A 20572-nucleotide genomic window follows, 5' to 3' on the forward strand; every position below is an offset into this window, starting at 1 on the left:
CGGCAGGATCGGTATCAGGGGTCGGGTGCTCGTCGATTCAGGAGGGGGTGCACGTGTCGGTGCCGTCTGCGATCCGCAGCCCGGACATGGTGCGCGGTCTGCAGGAGAGAGCGGCCAGGGCTCTGCCGGCCGGCCATGTCGAGAACGCGGACGGATGGCTGCTGCGCCATGCCCCCGGGTGCTCCTGGTGGGTGGGTACGGTGCTGCCGCACGCTGATGCCGGGCCGGGCGCATTGCTGCGCAGGGTCGTGGCGGCGGAGGAGTTCCATGCCGCTCACGGCACGGCCCCGCGGTTCCAGATCAGCTCGGGGGCGTGCCCGGAAGATCTCGACAGGGTACTGGCGGGGCGTGGCTATCACCGCCGGTGCCCGATGTCGTTGCGGGTGGCAACCACCGCCCGTGTCCGGCAGGGGGAGCCGAAGGAGTCGCTGGGGGTACGACTGGACGACCGTCCGTCACGCGCATGGTTCGCTCTCTGGCGCGCGGTGCACGATCGGTACGGGGACTGGTCCGCCCAGCGGGCCATGCTCGATCGTGTGGACCGGCCCAGTGCCTACGCCTCCGCGATGTCGGGGAACGACGTCGTCGCGGTGGGCCGTGCGGTCGCCGACGACGGTTGGGCGGGAGTGTTCGGTATGGCCACGCTGCCCGAAGCCCGGGGGAGAGGGGCCGCCCGAGGCGTCCTCGCCGCTCTGGCCCACTGGGCCGGCACGCATGCCGCCGACCGGATGTATCTCCAGGTGGAACGCGACAATCCCGCCGCTCTCCGGCTCTATCGGCGAGCGGGCTTCGGTGAGGTGTGCGGCTACCACTACCGCACCGGATCGTGAGCGTCCGTCGGCGGGTGGCAGCTCGGATCCGGGGGGCGCCACGACGGCGTTGCATCCGTCCGGGCTCTGCGGCTGACGGTGCTCGCGTTGTCGGCGCTCGGGAACGTCAGTGCTCGGGGCCGTCGGCGCTCAGGGGCGGTGCTCGGACCGTTTCCGCCCGGGACCGCCGGTGGTCACACCGTCACGATCACGGCGTAGGCGATGAAGAACGCGGCGCAGAGCACGACGAGGATGCCCAGGATGACGACGGGCCCTGTGGCCCATCCGCGGGTCTGACTGTCGCGGGGGCCGGTCTCCGCGCCCGTGCTGCCCTCGCCCGGCGGGGTTTCCCCGGGCGGCACTCCGACTCCCGGGGCGAGGCCGGGGGAGCGGCGTGGATCCTGATCGGGATATTGAGAGTCCATACCGGTAGCTTGCCCCGTTTTGCCCGAAATAAGTGACGGGCGAGGACTCCGGGAGGCCGGGCCGGGGCGCGACGGGGGAGTGGGGGCTACAGGGCCGGCGGGCGGGGTTGTGGTGCCCCTGCTCCGTTCTGTACGGGCCGCAGCAGGTCAGCGGTCGGCGGCGATGTCCTCGCGGAGGCCGTCGGAGAACTCCCACCACGACAGGGGGAGCCAGTCGCCGTTGATGAATGCATCGACAGTCGCACCGCGACCGCGGACGGTAACCGTCGTGCCCGGCGGGTACGAGGTGCCGGACAGGCCGAGCACGGGGACGAGCAGGGTCCCGAGCCGCTGTGCTGCCACGTGTGCCGCCCTCCCTCTTTCGTTTCTCGGTGCGACATTGCGATACCGCGAGTGGATATCCCGTCTCACATTACTGGCTTGCCGCATCCGATAGACCGGAGAATCATGAGGGATAGGTCACGTCGAAAAGGTGGGGGAATTCTGCGTGCTATCCGCCGAGTGGGAGGTGGCAGCAAATGAAAGCCGTCGTCTACAAAGGGCCGTACTCCGTCGAGGTCCAAGATGTCGCCAAGCCTGGTGTCCAGCACCCCAACGAGGTGGTCGTGAGGGTCACCTCCACCGCGATCTGCGGCTCGGACCTGCACATGTACGAAGGCCGCACGGCGGCCGAGCCCGGCATCGTCTTCGGTCACGAGAACATGGGGATCATCGAGGAAGTAGGCCCGGGCGTCACCTCGCTCATGGCGGGCGACCGCGTGGTGATGCCCTTCAATGTCGCCTGTGGGTTCTGCACCAATTGCCTCGAGGGGTACACCGGATTCTGTCAGACCGTCAATCCGGGATTTGCGGGAGGCGCTTACGGATATGTTGCCATGGGGCCCTGGGCGGGCGGCCAAGCGGAATATCTTCGCGTTCCCTATGCCGACTTCAACTGCCTGAAACTGCCGCCGGGAAACGAGCACGAGTCCGACTTCATGCTGCTCGCCGACATCTTCCCGACCGGCTACCACGGCTGTGAACTCGCCCAGGTACGCCCGGGCGAGAGCGTCGCGGTGTACGGCGGCGGGCCGGTCGGACTCATGGCTGCCTACTCCGCTCTCCTGCGCGGGGCGAGCAAGGTCTTCGTCGTCGACCGGATACCCGAGCGGCTGGACAAGGCCCGCGAGATCGGCGCCGTCCCGGTCAACTTCGCCGAGGGCGACCCGGTGCAGCAGATCAAGGACCAGACGCAGGGGGCCGGCACCGACAAGGGCGTCGACGCCGTCGGCTATCAGGCCATGGCGCACGGCGAGACCCGCGAGGAACCGGCGACCGTCCTGAACTCGCTCATCGAAACCGTGCGGGCCACCGGTGCCCTCGGCGTGCCGGGCCTGTACGTTCCGGCCGACCCGGGCGGCCCCGACGAACAGGCCAAGAAGGGCATGCTCGTCGTTTCGATCGGCAAGCTCTTCGAGAAGGGGCTGCGGATGGGGACGGGGCAGTGCAATGTGAAGCGCTACAACCGGCGCCTGCGCGACATGATCATCGAGGGGCGGGCGAAGCCGAGCTTCGTCGTCTCGCACGAACTCCCCCTCGACCAGGCCCCTTCGGCATACGACAAGTTCGACAAGCGGATCGAGGGCTACACGAAGGTCATCCTGCATCCGTAGACGCGACGGCTGCACGGCTTGGCCGGCGCCGGTGGCCGCCGGCCCCGGTGCCGGCCGGTGCCGCGCCCGGTGCCGGTCCGCGAGGGTTCGGCGATGCCCCCTGCGGACATCTGCTGTCGCATTGTCTGAAGGGACGATGACGGGGTACGCGGGCTCCACTGATCGATGGAAGGGTGGAGACCGTGTCCGATGCGTACGAGCTGAACGTCGAAGTGAACGTCACCGAGCCGGAGGTCGCGGTGGTGACCGTGTCGGGGGATCTCGACGGTGCGACCGGCACCTCCCTTCACCACCAGCTGGCCAATCAGATCGTGCACGGCAGGCGGTTTCTCGTGTTGGACCTGAGGGCCGTGCCGTTCATGGACTCTTCGGGGCTGAACATCATCATCCGTGCCTCCAACGAGGCCAAGCGCCTCGACGGGAGCCTGCACCTGGCAGCGGTGTCCGACGTCGTACTGCGTCTGCTCGACCTGACCGGCATCAGCGTGACCACCCCGGTCCACGCGAGCCCCGAGGACGCCCTCGCCGTGATCGCGTCACAGCGCGCGGACGAGCCCGGCCGGGCGGAAAGCTCCCGTGCTGTGCAGAGGTGACCCCGCCTGCCACCCTCACTTGGCCTCCGCCACCTGGCCGTGAGGTATCCGTTCGGCCGAAGGGACCGGCCGAACGGATACCTCATCCGCTGAACGCGTCGACTCCGGTGAGCTCGGCCGACAGCCGCCACAGCCGTGCGGCCCGCTGAGGATCAGTGGCCCAGACCTGCACCCCGCTGCCCAGATGGGTGTTCGGTACGGCGGGCTCGGCGATGTCGCAGTCCTCGCAGTACACCCCGTCCCGTCCCGCCAACTGCGGAGAGGTCGCCGCCCACACCTGAGTGGCCGCGCCCTGCTCGGGCGTCTTCCACCCGCTGTTCGTCGGACTGGTATCGATCATCTCGGTCAACTCCGCCAGCTCCTCCGCGGACATGTGCCGGGCGAGCCGGGTGGCGATGGCTCCCGGGTGCACCGAGAGCGCCCGGACTCCGGCGTCGCGTCCCAGTGTGTCCAGATGCGGCGCGAACAACGCGTTGGCCGTCTTCGCCTGCCCGTACGCCTGCCACTTGTCGTAACCGTGGCGGAAGTGCACATCGTCCCAGCGGATGTCCGAGAGCTGGTGCCCGTTGGAGGACACCGACACCACCCGCGCACCCCCGCGCGCCATGGCCGGCCACAGCCGGTTGACCAGCGCGAAGTGACCGAGGTGATTGTGGCGAACTGGGCCTCCCAACCGGGACCGACACGCGTCTGCGGGCAGGCCATGATCCCGGCGTTGCTGATCACCAGGTCGATGCCGCGGTCCGAGGACAGGAACCGCTCCGCGAAGGACCGCACGCTCTCCAGGTCCGTCAGTTCCAGTTCGTCCACCTCCACTCCGTCGATCCCGTCCACCGCCTCCCGGGCCGCTCGTCGCCCGGGCGTGGGCCGGGCGCCACTCGTGCGGGGCCGGGCACCACCACCCGCGCGAGGTCCGGCCATCGCGATGCGGGCCCCCGCGGGACCCGTGGGCCCGGCCATCTGCGTACGCCCTACGAGGCCGCACCGGCTCTGTTGCGCCCCCGGGCCCGGAGAATCGCCGGGACGCACCGCTACCGCTACCGCTTCCGCTTCCGCGGGAAACGTCCGGGCCGGCCGACGCCAACTGCTGCGCGTCGACCGGCCCGGACGTCACGATCAGACCAGGTCGTACCGGTCCAGGTTCATCACCTTGTCCCACGCCGCGACGAAGTCGTGCACGAACTTCTCCTTCGCGTCGTCGCTCGCGTAGACCTCGGCCAGCGCGCGCAGCTCGGAGTTCGAGCCGAAGACGAGGTCGGCACGGGTGCCGGTCCACTTGACCTCGCCCGTGGCGGCATCACGGCCCTCGAAGGTGCTCCCGTCCTTGGACGTCGCCGTCCAGGTGGTGCCCAGGTCGAGGAGGTTGACGAAGAAGTCGTTCGTCAGGGACCCGGGGGTGGTGGTGAGGACGCCGTGCGCCGACTGCTGGTGGTTCGCGCCCAGGACGCGGAGGCCGCCGATGAGGACCGTGAGCTCGGGGGCGCTCAGGGTCAGCAGGTTCGCCTTGTCGAGCAGCAGGTGCTCGGCCGGCAGGCGGTTGCCCTTGCCGACGTAGTTGCGGAAGCCGTCGGCGCCCGGTTCGAGCGCGGCGAACGACTCCACGTCGGTCTGCTCCTGCGACGCGTCCACGCGGCCGGGGGCGAAGGGGACCTCGATGTCGAAGCCGGCGTCCTTGGCGGCCTGCTCGACGGCCGTGCCGCCGGCGAGCACGATCAGGTCGGCGAGCGAGATCTGCCTGCCGCCGCTCCGGCCCGCGTGGAAGGACTCCTGGATCCCTTCCAGCGTGCGCAGGACCGTCGCCAGCTGGTCGGGGTCGTTGACCTCCCACCCGCTCTGCGGCTCGAGACGGATGCGGGCACCGTTGGCGCCGCCGCGCTTGTCGCTGCCACGGAACGACGAGGCCGACGCCCACGCGGTGGACACCAGCTGGGAGACGGACAGGTCCGAGGCGAGGATCCGGCTCTTGAGGTCGGCGATGTCCCCGGCGTCGACGAGCTCGTGCGTCACCGCGGGCAGCGGGTCCTGCCACAGCTGGGTCTCGGCCGGGACCTCCGGGCCGAGGTAGCGCCCGACCGGCCCCATGTCGCGGTGGGTCAGCTTGAACCACGCGCGGGCGAAGGCATCCGCGAACGCGTCGGGGTTCTCCTGGAAGCGACGGGAGATCTGCTCGTACGCCGGGTCGAAGCGCAGCGCGAGGTCGGTCGTCAGCATCGTGGGGGCGTGGCTCTTCGACGGGTCGTGAGCGTCGGGGACGGTGCCGGCCCCGGCACTGTCCTTCGGCCGCCACTGGTGCGCACCGGCCGGGCTCTTGAACAGCTCCCACTCATAGCCGAAGAGGATCTCGAAGAAGCTGTTGTCCCAGGTCGTCGGGGTGTTCGTCCAGGTCCCCTCAAGACCGCTGGTGATCGCGTCACCGCCCTTGCCGGTGCCGAAGGTGCTCTTCCAGCCCAGGCCCTGCTCCTCCAGCGTGGCGGCCTCGGGGTCGGGGCCGACGTTGTCGGCCGGGCCGGCGCCATGGGTCTTGCCGAAGGTGTGACCGCCCGCGACCAGGGCGACCGTCTCCTCGTCGTTCATCGCCATCCGGCGGAACGTCTCCCGGATGTCGCGGGCCGCGGCCAGCGGGTCCGGGTTGCCGTTCGGGCCCTCCGGGTTGACGTAGATCAGGCCCATCTGCACCGCGCCGAGCGGGTTCTCCAGCTCCCGGTCGCCGGTGTAGCGCTGGTCGTCGAGCCAGGTGGTCTCGGGACCCCAGTAGACGTCCTCCTCCGGCTCCCAGACGTCCTCACGGCCGCCGCCGAAACCGAAGGTCGTGAAGCCCATCGTCTCCAGCGCGACATTGCCGGCCAGGACCATCAGGTCGGCCCACGACAGGCTCTGGCCGTACTTCTTCTTGACCGGCCACAGCAGACGGCGGGCCTTGTCGAGGTTGGCGTTGTCCGGCCAGCTGTTCAGCGGGGCGAAGCGCTGCTGGCCGGCACCGGCGCCGCCGCGGCCGTCGCTGATGCGGTACGTGCCCGCGCTGTGCCACGCCATCCGGATGATGAACGGGCCGTAGTGCCCGAAGTCCGCCGGCCACCAGTCCTGCGAGGTCGTCAGCACCTCGGCAATGTCCTGCTTCACCGTCGGAAGATCGAGGCTCTTGAACGCCTCGCCGTAGTCGAACTCCTCGCCCAACGGGTTCGCCACCGCGGGATTCTTGGCAAGGATCTTCAGATTGAGCCGCTCCGGCCACCACTGGCGGTTTCCGCCACCCTGGGTCGGGTGGAGGGCACGACCGTGCGCGACCGGGCAGCCCCCTGCCTCCTCGGGCTTCGGGTCTGTGACGATTGCGTCGTGGTTCTCAGACATGGGAATCCTTCCGAACTGGGCGGATCACGTGCTCAGAAACTGCGGGCGATGGAGCGGTGGAGCGGCCGGGGCACAGGCCCCAGGAGACGGCCTCGGCGTCGTCGGCCGAGAGCCCCGGCTGTCGGACAGGTCCGACTGGGCAGACAAGTTGACGGGGCGGACGGGTCGGACTGGGCGAACAGGCCGGACTGGGAACAGGCCGGCGGCGTGAGTCCCGCGCCGCGGGTCGTGCACGGAGCCCGCATGCCCGGGACCCCCGCCCTGCCCGGCTTGGGCGGCATACGCGACGTAAGAGGAAATATCACCTCTACGATCACGTACCGCGCAGCCGATCCCTCGCCGTCGAAGCGGTGACCGAAACCGTCCGGACGCCGCCACTTCGCACGGGGACGAGGCACTCGTGGAGGAGGCGGAGAGAGGGCGGGAGACGAAGGAGACGGCCGGGCCTCCCCGGCAGAACCCGCTGCCGGATCCGTGCCTGGCCACAGGCGTCCGACTGCTCGCCGCTGCGTCTGTCCGCGACCAGGGCCGGATTCGGTCGTTGGCGGACCCGTCTCCTGAACCGTCACGGGCTTTCCCCTGCTGTCGTTCTGTCCCTTGGCTGTCGCCGGAACCGATCCTACGATGGACGAAATCCAAGTCAATACAACAACCAGACCCGTACGGATTCATTCATCTTCGTTCACCGAACAACGCACAGTGAGGACTGGTGGGCATGAGCGACCTGCTGGGCCGGCTTCGCGGACGTGGCTGGCGGATGACCGTCCAGCGCCGCGTAGTCGCCGAGGTACTCGACGGCGAACACGTCCACCTCACCGCGGACGAGGTGCTCGCCCGCGCCGCCGTGCGGTTGCCGGAGATCTCCCGCGCGACCGTCTACAACACCCTCGGCGAACTCGTCTCGCTCGGTGAGGTGATGGAGGTGGCCACCGACGGCCGCGCCAAGCGCTACGACCCGAACGCCCGCCGCCCCCACCAGCACCTGGTCTGCTCGACCTGCGGCGCCATCCGGGACGTCCACCCCGACGGCGACCCCTTGGCCGCCCTGCCCGCCTCCGAGCGCTACGGCTTCACCGTCTCCGCCGCCGAGGTGACCTACCGGGGCCTCTGCCCCGACTGCGCGCACGCGTGATCCGCCCCGTGAATCTCCGTTCCGTATCGCGGTGATCAGCGGCGCCGGGCCGACCGTGCCGCCGTGCCGGGGGCTGGTGGCAGGGTTCCCTGCGAGCTTCCCGTGCACAGGCACTGTCGTACGCCATTGCGGCTGACTGCTGTTCTGTCATGAGTCATGTCCGCGGCCGCATCCCATGACGACGCGGACCCACTCCCCGGAACCTGGGAGTCCGATTTTTCATGGCACATCCGCCTTGTTGGCTTGATTTCATCTGAGTAATCTGACCGATGATCATCCCGGTTACTGCAGAAAAGGGCTCTTCCCATGCGCATCCACGCTCGTGCCGGCGCCATAGTCGCCACCTCCCTCCTCGCCACCGTGGGCTTGGCGGCTCCGGCTTCGGCCGGCGAGCCGGCCGGTGCGGTCAGCAACGCGGGCCCCTCTTGCACCTCGCTGTCCAACGGCAGTTTCTGCGTGGCCATCATCGACGGCGGCCACTCCGTGAATCTCGTGTACGGGAAGACCGGCGGCTCCCCGGTGACCGTCAAGTTCGGCTACCGGAAGGGCCACACGAAGCACCTCAGCAACGCGTACACGGTCAAGAGCGGCGACACGAAGACGTACAAGTTCAAGAATCAGAACCTGGGCTGCAGCACCATCTACGGTGTCCTGGCCGTCGAGGGCCAGAGCGACTTCGAGACGCCGGGTCTGCACAACACCAGCTGCTGACCGTCGTGTGCGCGCCTGGTGCCCATGGCGCCGGGCGCGCGTCGCCCCTACCGCGAGCCGTAGTTCGGCTGCGGCAGACAAGCCACGGGTGCCGGCTTCACCATCGACCCGGGCTGGGTCGGGCCGGGCGACTGCTCGGCGGGCTTGAGCAACGCAGCTCGCCAGGGCTCGGCCGGCTCCACCTCGACACCCGCAACTCGACTCCATCACCAGCTGGTTGATCGTGCAGCGGGGCATCAGCGCCGCGCCGGGCCGGCGTCGCGGGCATCGATAATGCCGCGACGGGCGGGCGTCCCGTCCGCATGCGGAGTCGCAGGCGTCGTCACGAGCTGGACGAGTGGGTTGGCCGAGCCGCGGGGCCCGCGGAGCTTACGTCTCCGGAGCGACGAGGCTGCGGAGCAGGGGGGTGGCGATCCGCACGATGTCCTCCACGTCCGCGTCGGCCAGGTCGGGCATGTGCAGCAGAAAGCGCTGGGCGGCGATGCCCATCATGATCGAGCTGAACAATGCGGCCCGCAGTCGCGCGTCGGGGGCATCGATGGTGCCGGCGATGTGATCGGTGACCTCCGCGGTGAGATGGCGGCGCAGCAGCTCTGCCGCCTCGTCGCTCGTCATACTGGTCCGCAGGAGCACCGCCATGGGGCTGTCCGGATCCGCCGCCCAGGTGCCCAGCATGCCCCGCAGGCGGTTCTCCACCGTGTGGCCGGGGTCGCTGGTGGTGAGCTGGTCATGGGGGATCTGCCAGCGGACGGCCTCGCGGAAGAGGTCCTGCTTGCTGCCGAAGTACTGGATCACGGAGGACTTGTCCACGTCCGCTTCGGTGGCAATGGCGCGGATGGTGGCGCGCTCGTAGCCGACCTCCGCGAACTTCCGCCGCGCGGCCGCCAGGATGCGCCGACGTGTGCGCTCTCCCTTGCGCTCGCAAGGAGCTGGGTCCTGGCCCGGGCACACCGAACCCGCTTCTCTTCCCGGGTCCACTGAACCGGAATCCTTCTCCGGGCCCGCTGCACCGGACGTCCGCTGTGCGCCCTGTCCGGGCGGCGCATGTGTCACTGCATCGGCGCAGGTCAAAGTCGGTCCCCTTTCCGGTGCCGGCCCTGATGCTACAAGCACCTGCGCGCGGCGCCAGAGTCTCGGACGGACGGCGGATCGCAAGGGCTCCGTCGGGAGAGAATCCGACGCTGCTGCACGGGCAGGGGGTGACCTCACCCTCACCGCGCTCCGGCCGGTGGAGTCCTCACGGTCGGAGCGCGGGGGAACGGGTTCGGTCCACCGTTCACGCGGGCGGTGTGCGGGCCGCAGCCGGCTCAGACGGCCAGGGCCGTCGCGTCCTCCACCAGTCGGCCGAGGTCCGGCAGGGCGTGGGCCCGGCGCTGGAGTCCTTGGGCACGGGACCGGTAGGAGCGGTCCTCCAGTACGTTGCGCACCGCTGCCGCCAGCGCCTCCCGCGTGACGTCCTGGACGTCGATCCGCGTCCCGACGCCCAACTGCTGCAGTCGACTGGCGTTGTGCGACTGCTCGGCGAACAACGGCACGGCCACCATGGGCACCCCGGACGCCAGCGCCTCCCGGGTCCCGTTGAAACCGGCATGCGTGAGGAACAGATCGCTGGACCGGAGCAACAGTTCCTGCTGGACGAACGACGTCAGATGGACGTTGTCGGGGCGCGCACCGTCCCACTGCCGCGGGTCACGGTCGGCACCCAGCGCCACGACACCGGTGACCGGCAGGTCTCCGAGCGTCTCGATGATGGTCTCCAGCAGCGCGAGCGCGCCGCCGGGCAGGCGGGGAGCGTTCGAACCGAGGGTGGCGAGGACGAGCGGCCGCTCCGTGGGGAGTTGAGCGATCTCCGGGTCGAGGCCACCCGGTGTCGTCTGGGCGGGGACCTGGTAGTAGCGGGCACCGGGCAGCCGGCTGTCCGCGGGGTAGAAGTCCTCCGGAACGACTCCGGCGCGGAAGGCGCGGAACGGGTGCCAGGGGTCGCTGACCGGCGCCAGGCCGAGCTTCTCCCGCTGCCGGTTCAGCTCCTCGTGCACGGCGGGATGGGCGTACGGAGCCATCGGTGCGATGTCCAGAACGCCATGGGGTATGCCGAGGTTCTCTGCCGCCAGATAGCCGCCGTACTCGGTCGACTCATGGAGGATCAGGTCCGGCCGCCAGTCCCTCGCCACGTCGAGCAGGTCGAGGGCGCTGGGCCCGGCGAGATGCCCGACGAACGCCGCCGCGAAGAACTCCGGCGCCAGTTCGACGGTCACGGACCCGACCTTGTCCATGCCCGGCGGGGGCTGGATCTTGCCGCCCTGGAGGGCTTCCCCCATCGACTGGAGATGGGGCAGCGTCAGCGCGGTGAGCCCGCGCTTCTCGATGTGCTGGACAACCCCGGCCCCAGTGGCGATGGCCACCTCATGGCCCGCCTCCCGGGCTCGTTCCGCCACCGGCAGAACCAGGGGCGCGAGGTGCGAATAGATTGCCTGTGCGGTGATGAGGATGCGCATGGTGCTCGCTCTCCACGATGCGGTGCGGACCCCAAGGTGTGGGCCCCACCGCGGACTTCAGGGCCGACTTCTCAAAAATAAACGCTTGTTGAGAATCTACCACTCACCCTCAGGTCCTCTCCCGACTACTGGGCATCCGCTCGTGCTCGTACCTGCCCGCTCACGCGCCCACTTGCTTGCCGCACTCCACGCTTTTGGGCAGCCGCAGCGCCTCGTCCGTGACGCCCGCGCGAACCGCCGCACGGGATCGCGCCGGGGCTGCACACCACGACCTGGCGGCGCACTTCTTCGGCCCGGAGAGGGGCGCCGAATTCTCGCCGCCTGGTCAAGACGATCGCTCGGCGACTCCCCGGGCCTCACGGGAAGGCGATCGGCGGCCCATCAGGGCAAGCCACGTCCGCGACGCATCGCATCTCATAGGTCCGGGGCGCGAAGGGGATGGTCGATATCGTCGAGGTCGTGCCCCGCTGTCGATAGTTTCTGGCTACCCGTCAAGTAGCGTCGACGGAGGCGGGCGAAGGCGGTGGGGCTCGGGCGGTTCGGGAGGAACTCCTTGATCAGCTGAGCACATTCGCGTCGGCTCGCCGTACTGGTGTCGCACTCCAGGTCGTAGTCCCCGTGGCCGTGAACCAGGTCGTACTGGTGGGCTGCGAGCCCCGGGGGGCGGTCGCCCCGGGCCTGCTCGCGGCGGGTCAGTTCGTCCAGCGGGCAGTGGACCCCGACGAACAGCACGTCTTCGGGTCGCAGCACCATCAGGCAGTCGAGCAGCCGCCACGGTTCACTGAGAACATGGTCGACCACAATGTCGTTGCCCACCTCGGACATGGCCGCAATGGAGCGGTGAAAGCCCATCCTGGTCCGCCGCAACGCGGCATCGAGCTCCTCCGCCCCGAGCTCCCGCTTGCTGCGCATCGCGTTGAACCCATCCACCGCCAGGTGGAAGAAGACACCGTCGTCGAGGATGTCCACAAGCTCCCGCGCGATGCTCGACTTCCCCGAACTGGAGGTGCCATTGAGGAAGATGATCCGGCCGGATGTCATATCGGCATCGTTGCACGGCACCGCCCTGGCGCTGTGTTCAGCGCCTCAAGGCAGCAGCGCAGCAAGGGCGAACACGTGGGCCAGTCGGCGACGCCTCGTTCCAGAGCGCTCGTGCCGGGTTGATGGCGAGTCGGTAGGACTCGGTGCCTGCATTCTTCCCAGAGTCGTACGTCATCCGGCTCAGAGGTGAGACATGCACTGACACCTCGTCAGCTCCGGGAAATCGTGAAGCGGGAGCCGACTCCCCAGCGGCCATGCACGAGGCCGGCCCCTCCCTGATCCCACGTCGGCGCGCACCACACGCGACGTGTGGCGGCCAGGACGTGATCGGCGTGAAGGCGGCTCTCGTCGTACGTAATCCGGCCGATCAGCCGCTTCGCTCCTCCGGCGATCTCGGCATCGGACACCGCACCGCCCTTGCGTCGGCACCGTGGCGCAAGGCCTGCTCAGCCCTCTCCCGCCGCAGTGCCGGATCGACCTGGCCCGCGAACTGCCGAGACGGACAGGGGCCGGACCGCGCCGCGCCACCGACCAAGCGGTCGGCCGCATCATGCTCGACGCCGGCCGGCCTATCCGGACCCGGAGGTCTCAGCCCTTCATGGCCGCCCAGAACTCCTCGAAGGACATCTGGCGATCGCCGTTGGTGTCGAGCGAGTCGATCAGCTCCTGGGCCTGAGCCTGGGTGATCTCCGAGCCTTCCAACTCCGACACGACCTTGCGGTATTCGTCCGCGGTGACCAGACCGTCCCCGTCGATGTCGTAGCGCTCGAAGACCTTCCGCGCCGCCGTCTCCATGATGTCCGCCATGTGCTCCGCCTTTCCGCGATCTTCGCTGACCGGCCCAGACTATCCGGCCCGCGGAAAGGGCCGCGGGCCCGCCCCGCCCCCGCCGCCTGGATCACCATGGGTGCCGACGGGAAGAAAAACCGCCGCTGCTTTCTCACGCCGGAGGCCCAGCCCCCGGAGCCCGCACACTCCTTCGGCCTGCCTCGACGAAGCATCCTGGCAACGCATCACCATCGCACTGCTCGCCCCCGCACCTCCGGGCGACCATGCTGTTCGCCAGGGTGCGGAGGTGTCGCAACAGCGAGAGTCAGGCCCCCGCCTCAGGGCTGCCGCGTAGCCCCCGGCCGGGCGCACGACGAGAGCCACAACACCTCGCCGCGTCGCCGGATCGCCCGAATGCACCAGGTGGAGCGCCACCCTCCGCCTTGCGATGCACCGCATCCGACGCCGCGCGCTGATCCACCGTGGATTACAGGACAGCCCTCGGTTCGGCGCGATCAGGCCAATGCGCGTGGAACGTTCCCGTCCGTCGGTACCGGCAGCCGATGATGAGCGGCCGGCGGGGCCGAACCCGTCGCGACGAAGGGGGCTCCTCCATGAGACCAGTCCGCAGCAGACCCATGGCCGCCACCGCACTCGCACTGGGAACACTGCTGACCACAGCGCTTCCGGCGACCGCCGCGGAACGCCCCGGCCCGGCCTCCCGCTGCACCCCTGCCCTTCATGTCCTCGACCGGCTGCCGGGGACCGGCGCCGGGGGCTGGGGCAGCGAGAGCGTCAACGACTTCGGCATCGGAGGCTTGTCCGTCGGTCGGTCCGCCGGGCTGCCCGCCTACTGGACGGGAAGCACCGTGCACCGCGTCCCGCTCCCGTCCGGGTACGACAGCGGCTCGGTCGCCGCGGTCAACCACCGCGGTCTCATGGTGGGCAGCATCCAGGGCCCGGTCGGTGTCGCCGCCTTCAGCTACCGGGCCGGTGCCTCGGCTGTACGCATCCTCCCCGGCGGCACCTATGCCGCCGACGTCAACGACCTCGGGACCGTCGCGGGCGGCAACGACAGTTCGGACACCGCCTATCTCTGGACCGGCGCCACCCTCACCCGGACCCTCACCGTCAAACCCGGGCACACCCGTGTCCGCGTACGCGGTATCAACTCCCGGGGAACGGTGATCGGTTCCTCCTGGTACTGGGACGGCGTGAGCGACGTGAGCGGCAGCGTCGGGCTGGTCTGGCCCGGTGGCACCACAGGACCGGGACGGGATCTCAAGCCGGTCGAGATCAACGCCGACACGGACTGGCATCCGTCCGCCATCGACAACCATGGACGCGTCGTCGGCGACCGCACATCCAGCCACCAGGACCTGGCCGCCGAGACTTACTGGGACGCCCCCTACACCAAGGACGGCGTCCAGATACCGGGGCTCCCCGCTCACGAGGGCAAGGGCCGGCTCAACGACATCAGCCCCAGCAGCGGCGTGGCGGTCGGCACCGCGATGTTCCCGTACGGCATCCCGCCGATCACCCCCATCGACCAGGCCCAGATCTGGCCGGGCTCCGGCCCCCTTCGCGCCCTCCCCAGCCTCGCCCCCGACGGCCCGGCCGGCGCCGAGGCCGTCAACGACGAGGCCCGAGCGGGGGGTTGGGCCTACGACGGCGATCCATACGACGGCGCCGGCGCCCCGCACCCCGTGACCTGGACATGCGCTCTGGGCTAAGGGACGTCGTGGAGTCCACGGTGGGTCGGCGCGCGGCCTCAGATGCGGTGCATCGCAAGGCGGAGAGCCGGTGGCGCCGGCAGCTCGAAAGGCTCGGCCCGTTGGTGGGAGCGATGATGCTCGTCCCGTTCCCCGCGCACGACGTGCCCGTCGGGAAGCTGTCGGCTACCTCCGGCGGGCACCGCGTCGGTTGCGGGACGACGACATCGACGGCGGCACCAGGCACTTCTCCTTGGGCAGGAAGCTCACCTCTGCGCCTGTGGGGCACCGAGTACAACGAGCGAGCGGTGCGCTTCTACGAGCGCTGCGGGTTCAAGACCACAGGCGAGCGAGTGGTCTGGCGCGGGAAACCGCCCAATGTGCGGATGAGTTGCGACCCCACGCTGAGCGACAACCTCAGCCGAACCACACGGGACCGGATCGCTGATCAGCACCGGCTCGGCTGACGCAGCGACGGGTGGCACACGGCATGGCCTGGGGGCCCGCGGCCCCTCATCGCGGCCCACCAAGCCAGTGCAGGTATGTCGCTCCTCCTAGGAGGGACTCCAGGGTCGGCGCCGACACCATTCACCGGTAAATTGACGCCCTGTGCCCAAAACCCCCCGATCCGGCCCGTTATCCTCTCTGCCGCCGTCGACCGCGCCTCACAGCGGGGCCTGGATCTCGCACGGCTTCCAGTTCGAACCGCACTCCCACTCCGAGGGCCAGCTGGTGTACGCGGCCGCAGGGGCCCTGGCCACCACGACCGAGCGTGGAACCTGGGTCGCTCCTGCGCACCGCGTCACGTGGACACCGCCGGGGTTCGAGCATGCGCACCGCTTCTACGGCACTACCGACGCCCGCCTTGTCACGGTCCCGGTCGACCTGTGCGGCGAACTGGTCGCACACCCCAGCGTGTTCGCGGTGGGCCCTCTGCTGCGCGAGGCCCTGCTGGCGCTGACCGACCGAGCGGAGGCCCGCCCCGGCGCCGTCCGGCGATTGCTCACCGTGGTGATCGACGAGCTCGCCGAGACTCCCGAGCAGTCCCTGCACCTGCCCGAGCCCCACGACGACCGGTTGCGCGCGGTCACCGATCTCCTGCACGCCGATCCCGGCCGGAGCGCGACCCTGGCCGACCTGGGGCGGGCCGCGGGAGCCAGCGAGCGGACCTTGAGTCGCCTGTTCCACGCCGAACTCGGCATGAGTTTCCACCGTTGGCGCACCACGTTGCGCATCCACCACGCTCTGGCGCAGCTCAGCAAGGGCCGGTCGGTCACCGGCACGGCGATGGAGTGCGGCTGGTCCAACCCGTCGAGTTTCATCGACGCCTTCACCGAGATCGTCGGCCAGACCCCCGGCCGCTACCAGGCCGATCTGCGCAACCACAGAAGTGGCCGATCGCGGTCCGCCGGGCGCCCCGGCGCTGCCCGCTGACACCTTGGCGGGTTTCCGGTATCGCCTGTCCTCATCCCGGTTGGTGGGGGTGTCTGCCGCGCCCACAGTGGTGGCAGGCCGCGCTCTCCGTGCGGCACGACGGCCGTGCATCTGAGGCGCGGCCGGTTTCCTCCTAGCCGAAAGGCTCGTACAGCACATGGTTGAGACAGCGGAGAACACCACCACCGTCGTCATCGTCGGCGCCGGAGTGGCCGGGCTCACCCTCGGCAACTTCCTCCTGCACAGCGGCATCAGCTGCATCATCGTCGAGAAGCACAGCCGCGCATACGTCGAGGAACGGCAGCGTGCGGGTACCGTCGACAGCCGCGGCGTACGGATGTTCCGCGAGTGGGAGCTTGAGGACGTCGTGAAGGACGGCTCCTCCCCGAAGAAGATCACCAGCGGCATCTGGATCGACGGGGTCATGTACCCCATGGGGTTCGGAGACGATGACACGGACTCGGTCTTCCTCCCTCAGCAGGTCCTCGTCCGCAACCTCACCGACGCCTACCTGGAGGCCGGTGGCGACCTGCGCTTCAATGCCCTCGACGTCAGCCTGGAGGACATCGACAGCGAGCGCCCCACGGTGCGCTACCGCAACCCCGACAGCTCGGCCACCACTCTCACCTGCGACTTCGTCGCGGGCTGCGACGGTTTCCACGGCGTCAGCCGGGCCACCGTCCCCGCCGGCGCGCTCACGCTCTACTCCCACGAGTACCAGTACTCCTGGCTCAGCGTCATGGCCGAGGTGCCGGCGGACCCCTTCGGCATGGCGATCCACGACCGCGGCCTGGCCGCACGGTACCCCCGCGGTGCGGACGCCAGCCGCCTCTACCTCCAGTGCCCGGCCGGCGACACTCCCACGCAGTGGCCGGACGAGCGCGTCTGGAGCGAGCTGCAAGCCCGCTTCGGCGCCGACGTGCCCACCGGCCGCATCGTCGACAAGCGGATCGTGCCTCTGCGGTCCGTGGTGTACAGCCCGATGAGCTACGGCCGCCTCTACCTGCTCGGCGACTCGGCCCACATCGTCCCGCCGATGAGCGCCAAGGGCATCCACCTCGCGCTCTATGACACCGAGGTGTTCGCCCGCGCGATCATCGCGAAGGTCCAGGACGGCGACGCGAGTCTGCTCGACAGCTACTCCGACACCTGCCTGCGTCACATCTGGAACTACCAGGCCTATGCGATCTGGATCACTGATCTGATGCACAACGCCGGCGATGCCTCCTACGAGGGCGGCTTCCGCAAGCAGATCACCCGAGCGGAACTGCGGCGCCTGAACGACTCTCCCACGGCCGGCCGCCTGTACGGCGAACTGATCGACGGGCTGCTCTAGCCGTCATCCCCTACGAGTGGGCCACTGAAGAACCCCCTGGACCTCCACGTTGCCCCGCACGTGCCCGCCGGGCACGAACGGGACGAACGCGAGCAGCACCGGTGAGTCGCTGTCGGGTCGCTCAGGAATCCTGCAGGGCTCGGAACGAGTCGAACCAGACGGTGGTCCGCCCGACCTTTCCGTTTTCCTTCCGGACGGTGCGGTTCGCGTACAGGGGGTTGAGGATCCACGGCTTCTTGTGAGCGTCCCAGCCCGTCTGCATGGATTCGATCTGCGTCACCCCGTAGGTGGCCACCGCGAGCTTCCCGGTCTCCCGGAACATCCGCATCTGCTGCGTCAGATAGTCCTTGTGGGAGGCGAACCACGGGCTCATCGCCAGGAAGTCGTCCCACCTCCTCTGCGGGAAGGGCTTCTCGATGGCGCTGCCGATCACCTGCCACACGCGGGTGTTCGGGGGCACGTCGTACTTCTCGGCGTAGGCCGCCGGGATCTTGTCGCCCATGTGGTCTTCCCAGAGCTGGACCAGGGAGAACTCCGTGGCGAGGAACTTCTTGCCCCTGTCCAGGCGGGACACGACGTACTGGACGTACCTGCCGGCCGCCTGCAGGGAGTCGACGTGTGGATGGATGTCGAGGCCTTCGAGCTCCGGCGTCCTGTTGACGAAGCGGACCCACCGCTCGGTGGCCGGCGTGCGCCCGTCCTTCTCGTCGAGGCGGTTGAGAGCTCCCATGTACAGGCGGGTCCCGCAACCGTGCGGGAAGTGCTTCCTGCGGTAGCCGATGACGTGTTCGGCGACATGCTCGTAGAACACATTGAGGCGCGCGTCGCGCTCGTCCTTCAGGGTCTCGAGGAAGGGTTCGTTGCCGATGGTGAGGAGGTCCATCTTCCCCATGACGGCGTCCAGCACCCGGTCCACGCGCTTCAGCTGCGCTTCCATCGCCTTGCTGCCCACCTCGGGAAGCGACTGCCCGAGAGTCAGGAAGGGGAACTTCAGGGAGAGGATGGTCTTGAAGTCGTTCCCGCTCGCGTCGAGCAGCCTGGCGATGGACCGCTGCTGGGCCGGGGCATGCGCGTCGAGGTCTTCCGTCATCGGGACGAAGCCGCGCACCCACTTCGCCGAAAGGGCCCTCACCTGGGAGAGATCCATGTCGGAGGGATCCTCGTTGAAGTTCACCCCCAGCGCGCCGTTCGGCGCCTCGCCGGTGGGTGCGCCGCCGCTCTTCGCACGCGGCCGCACACTGCCCTCGCCACCCGTCTGGCTACTCGCCTGGGGATTGCACGCTGCTGTGAGGAGGGCCGCGCCGGACACTCCCAGCAGCCGGCGACGCGAGGTCGGCCTCGCGATGAAAGGCGTACCGCACGTGTCAGGCTGCGCGGACGACTCGTACCGCATTGCTGTTCTCCGATTCTGGTGACGTCGTTGCCGGCCGTCTTCCCCCACCGGCGCCGCCTGTGGCGCGCCGGCCGGGCGGAGGTCGCTGAACGGCCCTTGCCGACAGGCAGCTTCGTCCCGCATGCGCGACGCCCCGGCGCCGGTCCGTGCATGATCAACGTAGTTCATCGGAGTCGGAGCCGGAGCACGCGCCTCGGCCCCTGCCGGAACAGCATGCGGACCTCCCGGCGCCGCCGCCGTGACTCAGGCGTGCGGGCCGGCGCCGGATCTCCGCGGCCGCCTCGCCCGGCGGGAACGCACGAGCCGTCGGCCATCAACCGTCGGCGGCGAGACGGCTGAGCCACTCCTTCAGCAGATGTTGCTCGGCGGTGCTGATTCGTCTGGTCGGACAGCCCGGCGCGCAGGGCGCGGGCGGCGCCGTCCGGACCCGGGTCCTTCACCTCGCCAAGAGATTCCTCGGAGCGGTGCCGGCGTGGACAGCACCAGGCAGTATCGGGCCCACCGACCGCGCGCAGACCGCCCTTCAGCTGACCGGCACCCCCCGCCTCGCCGCCGCGGCTGCCCGGCCGCCTGCCGCGCCCGCACCGCCACCGTCGCCGCGGCAGGAGCGCCGCGCCACGAGTGCCTCTGCTGGTGATGACCGATCCGCCCTCACCAGCAAGACCGTGACCTGGTCTGCGCGGCCTGTCGGCGGATTCCGCTGCCGGCGGGCCGATGCAGTATGATCATGAGGCAACTTCGGTCCTCGGGCCGGAACCGCGCGTCTGTGGTCCAAGGAAAGACGTCCACCAGCCGGTGGGAGATGCAGGTGCAAGGCCTGCCGGGCGCTCTGCGAAGGGGCCCTTCCTCTTATGGGGAAGGGCCCCTTTTGAATGGCCGGCCCGCTGGCGACCACGGCTCGGCTCCGCTCGTACGGAGAGCACACCCGCTCCGGGACCGGCAGTACGGCTTCCCTCACCTCCGGGCTCCTGAAGGGGCTACTCCTTGGCCGGGTCGGCGCCCGGCCGCTTGACGATCCGATCGTCTACCTCGATCGACTTCCAGAGTCGACGGCTGATCCGGACCTTCACGGATTCGCCGTCGGCAAGGCGGACCTCGACGAAGTGATACATGTTCGAGCCATCGAGCATGCCCCGGGACTTGGTGAGGACGACGCCTTCCCAGGCATCGTCTCGTCCGACTTTGTGAGATTTGAACATGCCATGGAGCCTACGAGGACCGGCAGCCGACCTGCAGAGCCATGAGTCATCACCTGGGGATGACATATGTCCTACCGGGGCTTTGAACCCGGAGGGGCTGCGTTCGCGGCCGAGTCTGCTGAGGTGTTCTGGCACGGTGCCGCTGTCAGGGTGGCAGCTTCCCCGTGAGGGACTCCCGGCTCTTCCCGCGCCGCGTCCAGTGCGGCACGAGCATGCATGCGCCGTTGATCATTGGGGTGACGCGAGGCGGCCTGCGCGACGCGGAGACGGGCGGCATCCCGGGCTCCGGTGTCCGCCGGTGCCTCCTTCGGGTTCTTCGGCGACGCTGACCCGTTCCTCCTTGGGGCACGGGGCACGGGGCATGGGGCATGGGGCACGGGGGCGCAGGCCGCGGAGCCAGACCGCATGCCTACACGTCCGGCCTGGACGCGGGGGAGTGGCCGGCGGGGCTGAGCCGGATCTCGACGTCGGCCTCGGCGCCGTCTGGGGCCGGCGCCGGATAGCGTGCTGTCGACGGATCACCA

The 20572-nt window shown here is 69.4% G+C and carries 18 protein-coding genes and 1 pseudogene; 9 read left to right on the forward strand and 10 right to left on the reverse strand.

Going from position 1 to position 20572, the window contains the following annotated elements:
• Positions 1-53 precede the first annotated feature (53 nt).
• The gene (locus AB0411_RS17160) at positions 54-830 is read left to right on the forward strand and encodes a GNAT family N-acetyltransferase (RefSeq protein WP_366418113.1); all 777 of its coding nucleotides are present in this window, start codon (positions 54-56) and stop codon (positions 828-830) included.
• Positions 831-1003: 173 nt separating this feature from the next.
• Here the strand turns inward: AB0411_RS17160 and AB0411_RS17165 are convergent, their stop codons facing one another.
• Entirely contained in the window at positions 1004-1234 is a 231-nt protein-coding gene (locus AB0411_RS17165; RefSeq protein WP_366418114.1) for a DUF6480 family protein, read from the reverse strand.
• A 147-nt stretch (positions 1235-1381) separates the two neighbouring features.
• On the reverse strand, positions 1382-1576 hold the full coding sequence (locus AB0411_RS17170) for a hypothetical protein (RefSeq protein WP_366418115.1): 195 nt from the start codon (positions 1574-1576) through the stop codon (positions 1382-1384).
• A 176-nt stretch (positions 1577-1752) separates the two neighbouring features.
• On the opposite strand from AB0411_RS17170, the gene AB0411_RS17175 reads away from it, so the two are divergent.
• Entirely contained in the window at positions 1753-2886 is a 1134-nt protein-coding gene (locus AB0411_RS17175; protein WP_366418116.1) for a glutathione-independent formaldehyde dehydrogenase, read from the forward strand.
• Between the two features lie 182 nt (positions 2887-3068).
• Positions 3069-3479 carry an STAS domain-containing protein gene (locus tag AB0411_RS17180; protein ID WP_366418117.1) on the forward strand — a complete coding sequence of 137 codons (411 nt, stop codon included), beginning with the start codon at positions 3069-3071 and terminating at the stop codon, positions 3477-3479.
• A gap of 82 nt (positions 3480-3561) precedes the next feature.
• Here AB0411_RS17180 and AB0411_RS17185 read toward each other — a convergent pair.
• Both AB0411_RS17185 and katG read right to left on the reverse strand, forming a co-directional pair.
• A pseudogene (locus tag AB0411_RS17185) lies at positions 3562-4508 on the reverse strand (SDR family NAD(P)-dependent oxidoreductase).
• 87 nt (positions 4509-4595) lie between these two features.
• Entirely contained in the window at positions 4596-6827 is a 2232-nt protein-coding gene (gene katG / locus AB0411_RS17190; protein ID WP_366418118.1) for a catalase/peroxidase HPI, read from the reverse strand.
• Between the two features lie 715 nt (positions 6828-7542).
• Between katG and AB0411_RS17195 the strand changes: the two genes are divergently transcribed.
• Together AB0411_RS17195 and AB0411_RS17200 are read left to right on the forward strand one after the other, a co-directional pair.
• A complete protein-coding gene (locus AB0411_RS17195) occupies positions 7543-7959 on the forward strand; it encodes a Fur family transcriptional regulator (RefSeq protein WP_366418119.1) in 417 nt (138 codons plus the stop codon).
• 306 nt (positions 7960-8265) lie between these two features.
• Positions 8266-8670 carry a hypothetical protein gene (locus AB0411_RS17200; RefSeq protein ID WP_366418120.1) on the forward strand — a complete coding sequence of 135 codons (405 nt, stop codon included), beginning with the start codon at positions 8266-8268 and terminating at the stop codon, positions 8668-8670.
• 369 nt (positions 8671-9039) lie between these two features.
• Here AB0411_RS17200 and AB0411_RS17205 read toward each other — a convergent pair whose 3' ends face one another.
• The 4 genes from AB0411_RS17205 to AB0411_RS17220 form a co-directional block, all read right to left on the reverse strand.
• On the reverse strand, positions 9040-9648 hold the full coding sequence (locus AB0411_RS17205; RefSeq protein ID WP_366418121.1) for a TetR family transcriptional regulator: 609 nt from the start codon (positions 9646-9648) through the stop codon (positions 9040-9042).
• Between the two features lie 329 nt (positions 9649-9977).
• Positions 9978-11165: a glycosyltransferase gene (locus AB0411_RS17210; RefSeq protein ID WP_366418122.1), complete on the reverse strand. Its 1188-nt coding sequence runs from the start codon at positions 11163-11165 to the stop codon at positions 9978-9980.
• Positions 11166-11579: 414 nt separating this feature from the next.
• On the reverse strand, positions 11580-12206 hold the full coding sequence (locus AB0411_RS17215; protein ID WP_366418123.1) for a chloramphenicol phosphotransferase CPT family protein: 627 nt from the start codon (positions 12204-12206) through the stop codon (positions 11580-11582).
• A 588-nt stretch (positions 12207-12794) separates the two neighbouring features.
• On the reverse strand, positions 12795-13013 hold the full coding sequence (locus tag AB0411_RS17220) for an EF-hand domain-containing protein (protein WP_366418124.1): 219 nt from the start codon (positions 13011-13013) through the stop codon (positions 12795-12797).
• Between the two features lie 575 nt (positions 13014-13588).
• On the opposite strand from AB0411_RS17220, the gene AB0411_RS17225 reads away from it, so the two are divergent.
• The 4 genes from AB0411_RS17225 to AB0411_RS17240 all read left to right on the forward strand — a co-directional run bounded on the left by AB0411_RS17225 (position 13589) and on the right by AB0411_RS17240 (position 17456).
• Entirely contained in the window at positions 13589-14707 is a 1119-nt protein-coding gene (locus AB0411_RS17225) for a hypothetical protein (protein ID WP_366418125.1), read from the forward strand.
• Positions 14708-14715: 8 nt separating this feature from the next.
• Complete coding sequence (locus tag AB0411_RS17230) at positions 14716-15153, forward strand: hypothetical protein (RefSeq protein WP_366418126.1); 438 nt, start codon at positions 14716-14718, stop codon at positions 15151-15153.
• A gap of 178 nt (positions 15154-15331) precedes the next feature.
• Positions 15332-16120: an AraC family transcriptional regulator gene (locus AB0411_RS17235; RefSeq protein ID WP_437042405.1), complete on the forward strand. Its 789-nt coding sequence runs from the start codon at positions 15332-15334 to the stop codon at positions 16118-16120.
• Positions 16121-16277: 157 nt separating this feature from the next.
• On the forward strand, positions 16278-17456 hold the full coding sequence (locus tag AB0411_RS17240; protein WP_366418127.1) for a 4-hydroxybenzoate 3-monooxygenase: 1179 nt from the start codon (positions 16278-16280) through the stop codon (positions 17454-17456).
• A gap of 121 nt (positions 17457-17577) precedes the next feature.
• Here the strand turns inward: AB0411_RS17240 and AB0411_RS17245 are convergent, their stop codons facing one another.
• Together AB0411_RS17245 and AB0411_RS17250 are read right to left on the reverse strand one after the other, a co-directional pair.
• Complete coding sequence (locus AB0411_RS17245; RefSeq protein WP_366418128.1) at positions 17578-18693, reverse strand: hypothetical protein; 1116 nt, start codon at positions 18691-18693, stop codon at positions 17578-17580.
• Positions 18694-19826: 1133 nt separating this feature from the next.
• Positions 19827-20048, reverse strand: coding sequence for a DUF7489 domain-containing protein (locus AB0411_RS17250; RefSeq protein ID WP_366418129.1), 222 nt, complete (start codon positions 20046-20048; stop codon positions 19827-19829).
• Positions 20049-20572: the final 524 nt, after the last annotated feature.

The organism is Streptomyces angustmyceticus (assembly GCF_040701845.1).
Taxonomy (GTDB): domain Bacteria; phylum Actinomycetota; class Actinomycetes; order Streptomycetales; family Streptomycetaceae; genus Streptomyces; species Streptomyces angustmyceticus_A.